Genomic DNA, 13,858 nt, shown 5'->3' with positions numbered 1-13,858 from the left:
CCTGCGCGGAAGATATACCGGGGCTAAAACTGGTAACCGAAGCTGCGGATGCTCTTAGGAGCATGGTAGAGGAGCGTTGTGTAAGCCGTTGAAGGTGGATCGGGAGGTCTGCTGGAGGTATCACAAGTGCGAATGCTGACATGAGTAACGACAAGGGAGGTGAAAAACCTCCCCGCCGGAAGACCAAGGGTTCCTGTCCAACGCTAATCGGGACAGGGTTAGTCGACCCCTAAGGCGAGGGCGAAAGCCGTAGTCGATGGGAAACAGGTTAATATTCCTGTACTCGCTATTGCTGCGACGGAGTGACGGAGAAGGCTAGGCCGGCATGGCGATTGGTTGTCCATGTTTAAGGTTGTAGGCTGGGGACTTAGGCAAATCCGGGTCCCTAAGGCTGAGAACTGATGACGAAGCCCACTTGTGGGTGAAGTGGTTGATGCCCTGCTTCCAGGAAAAACTTCTAAGCTTCAGGCAATAGTGAATCGTACTCTAAACCGACACAGGTGGTCAGGTAGAGAATACCAAGGCGCTTGAGAGAACTCTGGTGAAGGAACTAGGCAAAATGGTACCGTAACTTCGGGAGAAGGTACGCCGGTTTTGGTGATGGGACTTGCTCCCTAAGCTGAGGCCGGTCGAAGTGACCAGGTGGCTGCGACTGTTTATTAAAAACATAGCACTCTGCAAACTCGTAAGAGGACGTATAGGGTGTGACGCCTGCCCGGTGCCGGAAGGTTAATTGATGGGGTTAGCTTCGGCGAAGCTCTTGATCGAAGCCCCGGTAAACGGCGGCCGTAACTATAACGGTCCTAAGGTAGCGAAATTCCTTGTCGGGTAAGTTCCGACCTGCACGAATGGCGTAACGATGGCCACGCTGTCTCCACCAGAGACTCAGTGAAATTGAAATCGCTGTTAAGATGCAGTGTACCCGCGGCTAGACGGAAAGACCCCGTGAACCTTTACTACAGCTTTGCACTGAACTTTGAGCCTACTTGTGTAGGATAGGTGGGAGGCTTTGAAGCAGTAACGCTAGTTACTGTGGAGCCGTCCTTGAAATACCACCCTGGTATGTTTGAGGTTCTAACTCTGGTCCGTTATCCGGATCGAGGACAGTGTATGGTGGGTAGTTTGACTGGGGCGGTCTCCTCCCAAAGAGTAACGGAGGAGTACGAAGGTGCACTCAGCATGGTCGGAAATCATGCAATGAGCATAATGGTATAAGTGCGCTTGACTGCGAGTCAGACATGACGAGCAGGTACGAAAGTAGGTCATAGTGATCCGGTGGTTCTGTATGGAAGGGCCATCGCTCAACGGATAAAAGGTACTCCGGGGATAACAGGCTGATACCGCCCAAGAGTTCACATCGACGGCGGTGTTTGGCACCTCGATGTCGGCTCATCACATCCTGGGGCTGAAGCCGGTCCCAAGGGTATGGCTGTTCGCCATTTAAAGTGGTACGCGAGCTGGGTTTAGAACGTCGTGAGACAGTTCGGTCCCTATCTGCCGTGGGCGTTGGAAATTTGAGAAGAGTTGCTCCTAGTACGAGAGGACCGGAGTGAACGAACCTCTGGTGTTCGGGTTGTCACGCCAGTGGCATTGCCCGGTAGCTATGTTCGGACGGGATAACCGCTGAAAGCATCTAAGCGGGAAGCCTCCTTCAAGATTAGATTTCCCTGACTCCTTGAGAGTCCTAAAGGGCCGTGGAAGACTACCACGTTGATAGGCTGGGTGTGGAAGCGTTGTGAGGCGTTGAGCTAACCAGTACTAATTGCCCGTGCGGCTTGACCATACAACAGAGATGGTTACTAACGACTAGCTAAGCTAGCGGATTGTGGAATGAAAGACACACAATGATCACTTGCGGTGTATTACTACAGATTGTTTTACCGACTTATTTGGGGTTATCGCCGGTCATTAGACCAAGGCAAACAGCGATAACGCGGCAGGCCAAGCAAAATTGCTTATAAGACCAACGCCAACCCAAGCCAGTTTGCCTGACGACAATAGAGTTGTGGAACCACCTGATCCCTTGCCGAACTCAGAAGTGAAACGCAACATCGCCGATGGTAGTGTGGGGCTTCCCCATGTGAGAGTAGGTCATCGTCAGGCTTCTAATCCGAAAGGGCCACCCAATAGGGTGGCCCTTTTTTTATGTGCAAAAAAATATTGAATGCATCAAAAAATAAAAACAGAGAATAAAAAAATAAATTCAAAGTGCAGAAAAAATAAAAAGCCCAATCGAATTTTTACTCGCAACACTCCCGCCGAAAAATCCAACTCGGTAAAAGCTAATGAAAAAAGCGCAGGCTCTAAAAAGCTCCGAAGAGCCTTCCCTCCTATAAATAAAGCACTTTCTTAAATTTTTTCTGTAAGGAAAAAATGGAAATACAAAAAAATAACGCGCTTTATTTAATCTGCACCTCAGGCACCACCAAAAAAATACCTGAAATTAAAAAGTGCTCTTTAACCTAGAAAAATTATTGCGTTGAAAAAAACGGCGCAGAAATACCAATAAAAATACCGGTGATTTTTTGCACGTTTTAATGAACCTGTGCAACCACGGGGCCTGGCGCGGATATACCGCAGTTATGCACAAGTCTATCCAGACTTTCTGTTAATAACGCCAAGCGGTGGACAGTGGATAAATGGCTGGTGTTTTTTTACCCGTTGAAAAGGCCCCCGCGGAAACAGGGGCCTGAGCGTGGATATCCCTGAGTTATACACAGCTCTATCCATGGATTCTGTTAGTAATTAGCTCAAATAACACTAGAGCTTATAAAACTATACAGTCAGAGCCTGTTTCTAGACCTCTAGCCAGAGGGTGTCTTGCACTTTTAACTATACTGACAGGTCATAGGCGCCTAAATAGTTGTGCCGTGTGAATAACTTGCAGTTGGGACCAAGTGGTGAGGTGCTCTAATGCGCTGGTCGATTCTTTCTAGCTTGATTCTCCTGAGCCTGTTTCTGGGTAGTTTCACTTTTGCGAGTACCCTAATAGTGGGCAATAAATATGAAGGGACAGTCAGCTTTATTGACTTGGAAAATGGGAAGGAAATCAAGCGAACGGAAACTGGTGGCTCTCCACATGAACTTATTTTGTCCCCGGATAAATCAAAGGTTGTGGTGGTTTCCTATTTGGAAGATGGCTACGTTGGCGAAGAGTTAAATGTCTTTGATGTGGCTACGGGCAAACGCTTGAGCATTATCGATATTAGCCCGCATATGGGCCCTCATGGAATTGCTTGGCTGGGAAGCGGTGATGACCTTATCGTGACCACGGAAGAAACTCATGATGTGATTAAGGTTGATACTGTCGCGGGCAAGGTGCTCGGTTCTGTATCAACAGACCAGATAGGAAGTCACCTGCTGGCTTTATCTCCGGATACTAAAACTGCATATGTTACCAGTCGTGGTTCGGATACTTTCAGCGTGATCGATACGGACACTATGACCTTAAAAAAGACTCTTCCGGCTGGTGATGGTCCTGAGGCGGTATGGGTCAGTCCCGATGGGAAAGAGCTATGGATAGGTAATAATCGCTCAAAAAATATTTTTATCTTTGACACGGCTAGTTTAAAAAAGAAGGATGTCATTGATGTTGGTTATCTCCCCATTCGCATCAGTTTCCATCCCGAAGGGAAGCTGGTTGCAGTTGCGGATCTACAGGGAAACCGGGTGGTGATTTACGATGCGGCAACCCGCAAAGAGCTTAAGAGTATTGACTTAGGTGCTGCCTCTGCACGGGAACCGGCTTCTCTACTCTTTACCCCCGATGGTAAGTTTCTATATGCCGGATCACAGAGAGACGGGAAGGTGGTCGAAATAGATACCGACAAGTGGGAAATCAAGAGAATTTTTAAGGCTGGTCAGGGGGCTGATGGCTTGGAGTGGAGTCCGGTAACGATTCAGCCCGAGTAAATTCTATATAATATTTTTTACTGGTGGATGTTGTTAGAGGGCGACGGTGTAGATCATTAGATCCTGGGACTTTCCATCGATCGTAAGGTATGCGGGGATGGTGCTACTGTGGATTCCACCGGCCCGTCTTGCAACCGCAATGCTAGCGGTATTTTCAGAAAGGCAGTGTATTTTTATCTGGGCTACACCAGCTTGCCTCTTTAGTTCTTCGCAAATCTTCGCCACAACTTTCGCCATTACACCTTTGCCCTGGCAGTGAGCCGAGAGCCAGTAGCCAATTTCGGCACACTTGTTTTTCTGATCAATTTCTTTGACACCGATTATTCCGGAGAGTTGGTCATTAAAAATGATCTTGTGCCAGGCAGAGCCATTGTGTTTACTGTAAATACGCTGGCAAATATATTGTTTGGTCGACTCCATATCCTGTACAGACTTTGCCCAGTACAAATATTTTTCCAAAAGTAGGCGGTTATCTTCTATTAGATAAAAAAGCTCCTGGGAATCTTTCTCCTGTAGAAATTCCAGATAAATATCTTCTGTTACCGTTAACCGCATGCGGTTTTTCTCCTTGGTGGTGGAATCTTTCAAGTGAGACGATTTTATAAAAATGCAGTTTTTACTTAATAAGTTTACGAGGATTTGCCCCGGCACTTCAGACTTAGCGAATGAAACTCTTAAGGACTTTAGGTTTCCAGCATAAAGGTAACCGGGCCGTCATTGAGAAGAGACACTTGCATATCTGCGGCGAAGATTCCGCTGGCTACCGGTGTAAATTCGGCATTAGCACGCTCAAGAAAATAATCGTACAGGCCCTCGGCATGTTGTGGGCTGGCGCCGCGACTGAAGCTGGGTCGAAGGCCGCGTTCAGTTTCAGCGACTAGGGTAAACTGGCTTACGACAAGGAGCCCACCAGCGGCCTGTTGCACATTGTGGTTCATACGGCCGTTTTCATCGGGAAAAATCCGATAATTCAGTACCTTATGCAGTAATTTGTCTGCGCTTTCACGGTTGTCTTTAGACTCCACTCCCAACAGCAAGAGTATACCGTGCTCAATAGCACCCACCGACTGGCCAGACACCTCTACGCGGGCGTGGCTTACCCGTTGGATTAATCCTTTCATCTCAGACCTCTCTGTCTCTCTGGAACCCTGCGAGTAAATCGCCTAGATTAGCGGACTGATTCATGCTGAGAAACCGAGAATACCGTATGAAGAAACAGTTAATGGCACTCCTGGTTGGGGCTCTGGCCACAGCCGCTGTGCAGGCGGTGGAAACCTACCCCAAGAGTCAGACTATTGAGCACATAGATGAATACTTCGGTGTTGAGGTATCCGACCCCTTTCGTTGGATGGAGGATATGTCTAATGAAGAGGTTAAGGAGTGGGTCAAGGCACAGAACAAGCATGCGTTACCTCGCCTGAAGGATCTGCCAGGCTGGCAGAAGATCAACGATCGTCTCACTGAATTGTGGCGCTACGAGCGCTATGGCGTGCCCTATAAGAAAGGCGATAACTACTACTACGATTACAACAACGGCGACTGGGATCAGAACATTTTCTACCGCGCCGGGGAGCTTGCCCAGGATGGCAAGCCTATGCTGGACCCACGCAGCTTGAGTGAGGATGGCACCATCGCAGCGAAACGACTTAAGGTCAGCCCCAAGGGGCGTTACCTAGCCTATGGAATTTCGGATGGTGGCACGGACTGGACAGACTACCGTATTCGCGACTTAAAGACCGGCAAGGATCTAAAGGAGCAACTGACTGGGATCAAGTTCAGTGATGCCAGCTGGGCCCCAGATGAGTCGGGCTTCTATTACAGTCGTTACCCATTCAACAAGGATGGCAGTGCCGATGATAGCAAGCAGGTCGCTGTCTATTTCCATCGCCTGGGAGATTCCCAGGAGCGCGACCAATTGGTATACCGTATTACGGACCATCCCACTCGCAACCCTGATGCCGAGGTAAGCGATGATGGCAATTATCTGCTGTTCACCATTTTCGATGGTTATGATTCCAACGGCTTTTACTATCGCGACTTACGCGATGACACCGGCAAAGTCATCAAGCTGCTGGATGACTGGGATGGCCTCTATCAGTTTCTCGGTAATAAGGGCAGTACCTTCTTCTTCGAGACCAGTGCGGGCGCACCGCTGGGTCGGATAATTGCGATCGACCTGGCGAAGCCGCAGCGCAAACACTGGCGTGACCTGGTGCCGCAGGCAGGCAGCGCCCTACAGAGTGCCAGCTATATTGGCGACCGATTCGTGCTGCACTATTTAAAAGATGCCAAGTCGCGAGTGCTGGTGACTGACACCAATGGTAAGAAGCAGTACGAGCTGAAATTGCCCGGCGTGGGCTCTGTGAAGGGTTTTTACGGTGAGCCGGATGAAGTGGAGACCTTTTATTCTTTCTCCAATTTCATTACCCCACCGAGTATTTATCACCTGAATGTGCAGACCGGTGAAAGCAAAATATTTAAGCAGCCGAAATACGCTGCAGACTTCTCTGACTTAACCGTGAGCCAGCACTTCTATAAGAGCAAAGACGGCACCCGTGTACCTTTATTCCTGGTGCATAAGAAGGGTATGAAGCGCGATGGCTCCAACCCCACACTGCTGTATGGTTATGGTGGTTTCAACTCTGCTCAGTTGCCACGCTTTTACAACCGCTTTGTGGGCTGGTTGGATATGGGCGGTACCCTGGCGCTGGCCAACCTGCGTGGGGGTAGCGAGTACGGTGATGCCTGGCATCAGGCGGGTACCAAGACCCAGAAGCAGAATGTCTTTGATGACTTTATCGCCGCAGCCGAGTGGCTAATCGCGGAGAAAGTTACCTCTCCAGAGAAGCTGGGTATCAGTGGGCGCTCCAATGGTGGATTACTCGCCGGCGCGACCCTGGTGCAGCGTCCGGACTTGTTTGCCGCGGCACTGCCGGTAGTGGGTGTGCTCGATATGCTGCGTTACCACACCGCTTCCGCCAACGCACGCCAGTGGTCCAGTGACTACGGTCTGAGCGAAAACCGCGAGGAATTTAAGGCATTGCATGCATACTCCCCGGTTCATAATACCCGTGAGGGCTCTTGCTACCCTGCCACCCTGATCACCACCGCCGACCGCGATGATCGTGTAGTGCCCTGGCACAGCTACAAGTTTGCGGCCGCGCTGCAGCGGGATCAGGGCTGTGAAAAGCCGATATGGCTCGCGGTGGAGACCCGGGCTGGCCACGGTGCCGGCAAGCCGGTGTGGATGCAGGTGGAGGACTTCGCCAACCAATGGAGCTTCCTCGCCCACCAGCTGGGAATGAAAATCGAGTAACCTTTCCCATCGACTCAATGTGTAGGTAGTGGGGGCCGTGTTGGTGCCCCCATTCAGACACTACGGATTGGGTTTAACCCTGGGGCTGCATCAGCAACAGTGTTGGTGCACAGCCCACCTTGTCGAGATTGTAGTACTGCCTGCGGTTTACCCTCCCGGGGTGCGGAAGTCTTGGCAGAGGCTATCACTGGGTATGAATAACAAAAAATAATCATCCGGTGGATCTATGAAACATGCATTCGTGACCGGGGGCAGCGGCTTCCTCGGTGCCAACCTTGTCGAGCAACTGAAAGCCGATGGCTGGCGGGTAACCGCCATGCATCGCAAGACCTCCAACACAGAGAGGCTGCGCAACATGGGGGTGGAGCTGGTTGAGGCCTCCCTGAACGATTCAGACTCACTGCGCTCAGCTATTCCTGACGATGTCGATGCCCTTTTCCATATGGCGGCCAATACCAGTATGTGGCGCGGTGGCAATGCACAGCAGTGGAAGGACAATGTGGAGGGGGCGGCGAATATTGCAAAGGTTGCGAGGGAGAAAAGTGTTGGCCGTATGATCGTGACCAGTTCGATCTCCGCCTACGGTTACCACAAGGATACGATCACCGAAGAGAGCGAAAAGCGTGCAGACGATCCCCGCCATCATTATCTGTATACCAAAAAGCGTGAAGAAATAGCGGTACGCAAAGAGATCGACAAGGGATTGGATGCGGTATTTCTCAATCCTTGTGCAATCGTGGGGAAATTCGACACCAGTAGTTGGGCGCAGACATTTTTTCTAATCGATAAAAACCAATTGCCTGGCGTGCCGCCGGGTTGGGGGTCTTTCTGTCATGCCGGGGCGGTGGCTCGGGCGCATATCGAGGCGGTCGAAAAGGGTCGCTGTGGAGAGAATTATATCCTCGCCGGCACCGATGCCAGTTTTCTGGAATTTTTTGGCAAAATAGCCGAGCTGCTGCACAAGCCTGTGCCCAAGCGTACAACTCCCGCCTTCGTTATTCAGTCTATCGCCTGGTTCTCTGATGTATGGTCGCGTGTGAGTGGTAAGGAACCGGTAATTACCCCGGAAAAGGCCACCCTGGTGACGCGCCGGGTTGTAGCTAGCAGCTCCAAGGCAGAACGCGAACTCGGCTATCAATCAGAGGTGACATTGGATGCCATGTTGTGCGAATGTCGCGACTGGTTAGTAGAGCAAAAATTATTGGAGATAAAGTGAATCGCAGTAATATTATTTTTATCCTGGTTTCCTTGTTGTTGGTTCTGCAATTGATTCAGCACTATTTCTTTTCCGGAGCCCAATAGCACTAGTCCTCTCCTTTTTGCTGGCTGTGCTCGGTATTGTTACCGAGCGCCGTCACTGCTTGAGATTAAGGAAAATAAGTTTTAGGAACCTATTATGGAAGATAAACGCTGTGGCTGGTGCCTGTCCACCCCGCTATATCAAAGCTACCACGATGAGGAATGGGGTCGCCCGGTAACCGATGAGGCCACCCTGTTTGAGTTTCTGCTGTTGGAGGGGGCCCAGGCCGGGTTGTCATGGATAACCGTATTAAATAAGCGGGATAACTATCGCCGTCTTTTCGATAATTTCAATGCAGAAAAAATTGCGCGCTATACGCCGCGCAAGATAGAAAAGTTACTACAGGACCCGGGGATCATACGCAACCGTCTCAAAGTGGAGTCTGCGGTTAAAAATGCCCGCGCAACTCTGGCACTGCGAGAGAAAGGGCAAACACTCTCTGACTTTCTCTGGCAATTTACCGACGGCAAGGTGATCGTGAATAAACCCCGTTCCCTCAAGCAGGTACCGGCCAGTACAGCGGAATCTGATGTGATGAGTAAAGCGCTTAAAAAAGCCGGCTTTAGTTTTGTTGGCTCTACCATTATGTACGCCCATATGCAGGCCACGGGGATGGTTAATGACCATTTGCACACTTGCCCTGCGCGTCAGCGCTGCCTGGATGAAGCCGAGGCGGCGGGACTACTTTAGAAAGCAAATAACCGCTGTGGTTAGCCGGTTCCGATCTTTATTATCAGCGCATTTGCCAATGAACAGGAGGCCCTTATGAGTCTTGATGGTATTGGTGAAAGTTACTGGCCCCTTTTCACTGCTGGCTTTTTACGGATTGCGGCCGCAGTGCTGGTTATTGCAGTGACTCTGGGGGTGGCCCACCTGGCGCGAAGTGCTATAAATCGATTAACCAGCCGGCTCGATGCGACACTGGTGCCGGTGTTGCGCAATATTGCGACCTGGGCCATTTATATTGTCGGGGCGCTGGTGGTTCTGGATGTGTTTGGGATCAATACCACGAGTCTGATCGCCTTACTCGGTGCCACCGGTTTGGCGGTGGGGCTGGCCTTAAAGGATACCCTGCAAAATATTGCGGCCGGTTTTATTTTGCTGAGTTTGCGCCCCTTTCGTGTCGGCGATGTGATTCAGTTTGGCCAGACCATGGGCACTGTGCGTCAGGTGGGTCTTTTTACCACTGCGTTGGATACTAGCGATGGCCTGCGAATTACAGCACCGAACAGCACCATTTGGGGGCAGACCCTCACCAATTACAGCCACAATCAGACTCGTCGTGTCGAAATAGTGGCGAGCATCGCCTACGGAGACGATATCGAGGCGGGTATACAGGTATTGCGCCGACTAGTGGCAGATGAACCGCGAATTCTACCGGAGCCCCAGCCGAGCTTCGCGGTTCGCGCACTGGGGGATAGTGCGGTGAACCTGCAAGTTCGGATTTGGACACCGACTGTTGAGTACTGGGATGTCTATTGGACTCTCATGAAGCGCTTGAAGCCCGCCCTGGAGGGCGCGGGTTTAACGATCCCCTTCCCCCAGCGGGAGCTGCATATTGTGCAGAAGCCCGAGTGGCCCGATCCCAGCTCCCCCGAGCCGAAGACATAACACAGAGTCCCGAATGATCCGCCATTTTAGGCGAAACCCTCACCAAGACTGCTCGTCTCGACGCGCAGATATAGCGTTTGAAAGAGCTCGAATCGACAGTTCAAAGATTTCGTGTCAAAGTTAGCGGCGTTTTTTTGTACAACTTTTGACCGAGATAGGAAAATGCCGATTAAGCTGAACAACCCTTTGATCCCCAGCCTGCTGGCTGTCGCTATCCTTGCGGGCTGTCAGGGCGATAAGAGCGCTCAAGCAGGAGCGAATGCCGACAAAGCTCAAAGTGCCGTTGCCGAGGCCCCTGTAACCGTTGATGCGGTGGCTGAGACCAAGCGTCTGACCGAATGGCTGGATGCGCGTTACGAAGAGCAGCTGCAGTTCAGCCCCATGCAGCTGTCCTATCTCGGCCGCAAGGAGCAGTACGACCAGATCGACGATATGAGCGAAGCCGCTGAGGCGCGCCAGCTGGCCTGGATGGAAAAGGCCGTTGCAGAGCTGAAGAAGAACTTCGACTACGACAAGCTGAGTCAAGAAGGGAAAACGTCCTACGATATTTGGGTTTACCAGTTTGAGCAGGCCAAAGCCGCCGAGCCCTTTAAGCGCCATGGCTATATTTTTGAGCAGATGGGCGGCGTGCAGTCGCAACTGCCCAACTTTCTGCTGAACTTCCACAAGGTGGACAATATCGAGGATATGCAGGCGTATATCGCCCGTATCGGCGGTATTTCCCGGGCTATCAATCAGCTGCGCGAGCGCGCTGAGCAGTCTGCCAAAGAGGGCATTCGCCCACCGCGCTTCGCTTACGAGGGCGCGATCGAGCAGTCCAGCAAGCTGATCGACGGCGCCCCCTTCACCGATGGTGAGGACGCCCCCCTATGGGCCGGAGCCAAAGGCAAAGTCGCTGAACTGTTGGAAGCCGGCAAGATTGACCAGAAGCAGGCCGATAAGCTGACCGCAGACGCGCGCAAGGCCTTGGAGACCGAGTTCCTGCCTGCCTATAAGACCCTGGTTGCCTGGCTGAAGAAAGATGTACAGAAGGCCTCTGCAGAGCCTCAGGGCGCCAGCAGTCTGCCGAATGGTATGGCCTACTACAACCAGCGCCTGGCAAATACCACCACTACCAGCCTGACCGCTGATGAAATCCACAATATCGGCCTGAAGGAAGTAGCGCGTATTCGCAGCGAGATGGAGACCATCAAGAAGCAGGTGGGCTACGAGGGTAACCTGCAGGAGTTCTTCACCTTTATCCGTGAAGATGGCCAGTTCTACTACCCCAATACCGACGAAGGCCGCCAGGGTTACCTGGATGATTCCACGGCTTTCCTTGACGACATCACCAAGAAGCTGCCGGATTACTTCGGCCTGCTGCCCAAGGCTGAGCTGGTGGTTAAGCGGGTGGAATCTTTCCGCGAGCAGGATGGTGGTGCCCAGCACTACTACCCGGGCACTCCAGACGGCTCTCGCCCTGGCATCTACTATGCGCACCTGTCTGACATGAGTGCCTACTCCACGACCGATATGGAAACTGTGGCTTACCACGAGGGCAACCCCGGCCACCATATGCAGATTTCCATTGCGCAGGAACTGGAGGATATCCCACAGTTTCGTACCCAGGCGCACTTCACCGTATATGTCGAAGGCTGGGCCCTTTACTCTGAAAAACTGGCTAAGGAGATGGGTGCATTCGAGGACCCCTACAACCTGTTTGGCCATCTGACCGCAGAAATGTGGCGCGCCATCCGCTTGGTAGTGGATACCGGCATGCACGCCAAAGGTTGGAGCGAGGAGCAGGCGGTAGAATACTTCCTGGAAAACTCCGCGATTCCTGAAACAGCCGTGCGCTCCGAAGTACGCCGCTATCTGGTGTGGCCGGGTCAGGCTACCGCCTACAAGATCGGGATGCTGAAGATTCAGGAACTGCGCAAGCAGGCTGAGGAGCAGCTGGGCGAAAAATTCGATATCCGCGGTTTCCACGACACCGTACTGGGTGGCGGTGCACTGCCGGTACCAGTCCTGGAGAGCCGAGTGGCTGCTTGGGTGGACTCAATTAAGAGCGCTTAAAAGCTAACTTGGTTATTGAATTAAAGCCGGGCATTGCCCGGCTTTTTTATGAGGGTGACTCTTACCTTTCCCATTTTTTAATTGTTTGGCCAAAGAGAAAAAGTTAAAGCTCTCATTATTCATTAAACCTTAAGAGCGCAACGGAACTGCTGGGTAAATTTTCAAGCTGAAACTGTTGGGAAAGTTTGACAGTGAACTATGTGGGTTGGAGGGAGTTAAAGAATTGTTTTCTCAGAATTATTAGGTTGACTTAAGATTTTCTCAGCTTTTTCAGGTTTTTTAAAGTCGACGTTAATCCATTCGGTTGAGGTGTCGGATAATATTTCTTAAGCTACATTTATTCTCTTTGATTAATTTTTCTGAGTAATATTTGAGGTGATGCAATAAGTCATAGTCGAATATGCCCACGAAAGGATGGTCAATATCTACGTTGAGAAAATCGTATTCGATACGCCCCTTTTGGGAAAGAATCTTGGCAATCTCTAAAGTGTAAAGTTGGTTTTTATCCATAGAACGCTGTATGTTGGTTAAAGCATCATGAGCCCAGTGAATGCGTCCCCATTTTCTCAGCGAGTGGTACTTCATACTTGAGCTTAGTAGTTTTGGGTATCCAGAGCACAAGACCAGTATGTAGTATTTTTTTTCTGGGAATTCATGAATAATGTCTCTTAGAATTAAACTAGACGGGTTGTTTATAGCTATAGCCGCATCTGCAAATACACAACAAATACCCTTTTCTTTAGCTGTTGGGTAAATTTTGAAGGAAGATTGAAAGTTGGACTTCATCGATTCAAAAGAGACTGGAGGGAAAGCCGTCTCGGCACTAGCTGCAGCTGTTACCAGTTGGTATAGGCTATTTGTAGGTAAATCTAGGGCCGCATCTCCTCGATTTTTGAATAAAAAGATTTCTCCACTATCTATGTTTAATGTTGGAATAATAACGTAGTTATCTAAATCATTAAATTTTAAATCTTTTGTGTAGTATTTCTCCATGATCTCATGTAGGCGTCGGCCGAAATAGGCTGGTGAGAAGAGCCCAGCCCCAGTGAGCAGCTTGTGATACCAGGGGGATTTAAAGATATAAGTAGTTTCATCTTTATAAATATTTATTAGGTAGTCTAGGTGAGAAATATTTTTCCCATAGTAGTCTGGAATAGCTTTACCTGGGATGTTGATTCCAGTTGCTATAACGGCTCCAGTGGATACTCCGGCAAAAACATCAAATACTTCATTAATCGGTTTTCCTAGGTTTTTTTCTATATATTGCAGGACATAGAGGGGGATAAGTCCGCGAACGCCCCCGCCCGTAATGATTAGTACTTTGATTGTGTCTTTATCTTGCAGATGATCTAAGTTTCTAACAAATCTTTTTGAGATAAATTCTCTGTTAAAGGTGACTGATTGAGGGAAGCATTTGTTATAAATGTAGGCCGTAAGAGCATAGGCTCCAGATAAAGTTGTTAAGGTAAAGAATAGTCTTTTGGTTATCTGACCGGCCAGTTTCAACATAAAAGGAAACCATGTTTGTTCAGTAACTAGTCCTTAAGCAATGCACCTTTCTCATCGCGGAACTATTGTAATGTAAAATTTATACCTAATATGAAAATCGTTTGGTTTTGATTTATATGACCCCAAAGAGGAGAATGTCTTTTGATATCACCTGT

The 13,858-nt window shown here is 50.0% G+C and carries 9 protein-coding genes and 2 rRNA genes (1 of these 11 cut by a window edge); 8 read left to right on the top strand and 3 right to left on the bottom strand.

Annotated features, from left to right (window positions below):
- From MJO52_RS20155 to MJO52_RS20145, 3 genes are all read left to right on the top strand, one after another.
- Positions 1-1,783: ribosomal RNA gene (locus MJO52_RS20155) — 23S ribosomal RNA — on the top strand (it extends 1,098 nt beyond the left edge of the window).
- 204 nt (positions 1,784-1,987) lie between these two features.
- Positions 1,988-2,103 (top strand): 5S ribosomal RNA (gene rrf, locus MJO52_RS20150).
- Positions 2,104-2,913: 810 nt separating this feature from the next.
- Entirely contained in the window at positions 2,914-3,912 is a 999-nt protein-coding gene (locus MJO52_RS20145; RefSeq protein WP_252083743.1) for a YncE family protein, read from the top strand.
- A gap of 33 nt (positions 3,913-3,945) precedes the next feature.
- On the opposite strand, the gene MJO52_RS20140 is transcribed toward MJO52_RS20145, so the two are convergent.
- Positions 3,946-4,467: a GNAT family N-acetyltransferase gene (locus MJO52_RS20140; RefSeq protein ID WP_252083742.1), complete on the bottom strand. Its 522-nt coding sequence runs from the start codon at positions 4,465-4,467 to the stop codon at positions 3,946-3,948.
- A 128-nt stretch (positions 4,468-4,595) separates the two neighbouring features.
- On the bottom strand, positions 4,596-5,033 hold the full coding sequence (gene dtd / locus MJO52_RS20135; RefSeq protein WP_252083741.1) for a D-aminoacyl-tRNA deacylase: 438 nt from the start codon (positions 5,031-5,033) through the stop codon (positions 4,596-4,598).
- A gap of 86 nt (positions 5,034-5,119) precedes the next feature.
- On the opposite strand from dtd, the gene MJO52_RS20130 reads away from it, so the two are divergent.
- The 5 genes from MJO52_RS20130 (at position 5,120) to MJO52_RS20110 (ending at position 12,194) form a co-directional block, all read left to right on the top strand.
- Positions 5,120-7,228, top strand: coding sequence for a prolyl oligopeptidase family serine peptidase (locus MJO52_RS20130; protein ID WP_252083740.1), 2,109 nt, complete (start codon positions 5,120-5,122; stop codon positions 7,226-7,228).
- 226 nt (positions 7,229-7,454) lie between these two features.
- Positions 7,455-8,444, top strand: a complete 990-nt coding sequence (locus tag MJO52_RS20125; RefSeq protein WP_252083739.1) for an SDR family oxidoreductase — start codon at positions 7,455-7,457, stop codon at positions 8,442-8,444.
- Positions 8,445-8,624: 180 nt separating this feature from the next.
- Entirely contained in the window at positions 8,625-9,218 is a 594-nt protein-coding gene (locus MJO52_RS20120) for a DNA-3-methyladenine glycosylase I (protein ID WP_252083738.1), read from the top strand.
- A 75-nt stretch (positions 9,219-9,293) separates the two neighbouring features.
- Positions 9,294-10,139 (top strand): mechanosensitive ion channel family protein, encoded by an 846-nt coding sequence (locus MJO52_RS20115; protein ID WP_252083737.1) that lies wholly within the window; start codon positions 9,294-9,296, stop codon positions 10,137-10,139.
- A gap of 162 nt (positions 10,140-10,301) precedes the next feature.
- Positions 10,302-12,194 carry a DUF885 domain-containing protein gene (locus tag MJO52_RS20110; protein ID WP_252083736.1) on the top strand — a complete coding sequence of 631 codons (1,893 nt, stop codon included), beginning with the start codon at positions 10,302-10,304 and terminating at the stop codon, positions 12,192-12,194.
- Positions 12,195-12,485: 291 nt separating this feature from the next.
- Here the strand turns inward: MJO52_RS20110 and MJO52_RS20105 are convergent, their stop codons facing one another.
- Positions 12,486-13,703, bottom strand: coding sequence for a patatin-like phospholipase family protein (locus MJO52_RS20105; RefSeq protein ID WP_252083735.1), 1,218 nt, complete (start codon positions 13,701-13,703; stop codon positions 12,486-12,488).
- Positions 13,704-13,858: the final 155 nt, after the last annotated feature.

The sequence above is a fragment of the Microbulbifer variabilis genome (genome assembly GCF_023716485.1).
In the GTDB taxonomy this organism is placed as follows: Bacteria; Pseudomonadota; Gammaproteobacteria; order Pseudomonadales; family Cellvibrionaceae; genus Microbulbifer; species Microbulbifer variabilis_B.
This window is presented reverse-complemented; position numbering and strand designations above follow the sequence as displayed.

What these genes read in the sequence shown, in the direction of transcription:
- MJO52_RS20145 (WP_252083743.1), top strand. Translation starts at nt 2,914, where the DNA reads ATGCGCTGGTCGATTCTTTCTAGCTTGATTCTCCTGAGCCTGTTTCTG.
- MJO52_RS20140 (WP_252083742.1), bottom strand. Translation starts at nt 4,467, where the DNA reads ATGCGGTTAACGGTAACAGAAGATATTTATCTGGAATTTCTACAGGAG.
- dtd (WP_252083741.1), bottom strand. Translation starts at nt 5,033, where the DNA reads ATGAAAGGATTAATCCAACGGGTAAGCCACGCCCGCGTAGAGGTGTCT.
- MJO52_RS20130 (WP_252083740.1), top strand. Translation starts at nt 5,120, where the DNA reads ATGAAGAAACAGTTAATGGCACTCCTGGTTGGGGCTCTGGCCACAGCC.
- MJO52_RS20125 (WP_252083739.1), top strand. Translation starts at nt 7,455, where the DNA reads ATGAAACATGCATTCGTGACCGGGGGCAGCGGCTTCCTCGGTGCCAAC.
- MJO52_RS20120 (WP_252083738.1), top strand. Translation starts at nt 8,625, where the DNA reads ATGGAAGATAAACGCTGTGGCTGGTGCCTGTCCACCCCGCTATATCAA.
- MJO52_RS20115 (WP_252083737.1), top strand. Translation starts at nt 9,294, where the DNA reads ATGAGTCTTGATGGTATTGGTGAAAGTTACTGGCCCCTTTTCACTGCT.
- MJO52_RS20110 (WP_252083736.1), top strand. Translation starts at nt 10,302, where the DNA reads ATGCCGATTAAGCTGAACAACCCTTTGATCCCCAGCCTGCTGGCTGTC.
- MJO52_RS20105 (WP_252083735.1), bottom strand. Translation starts at nt 13,703, where the DNA reads ATGTTGAAACTGGCCGGTCAGATAACCAAAAGACTATTCTTTACCTTA.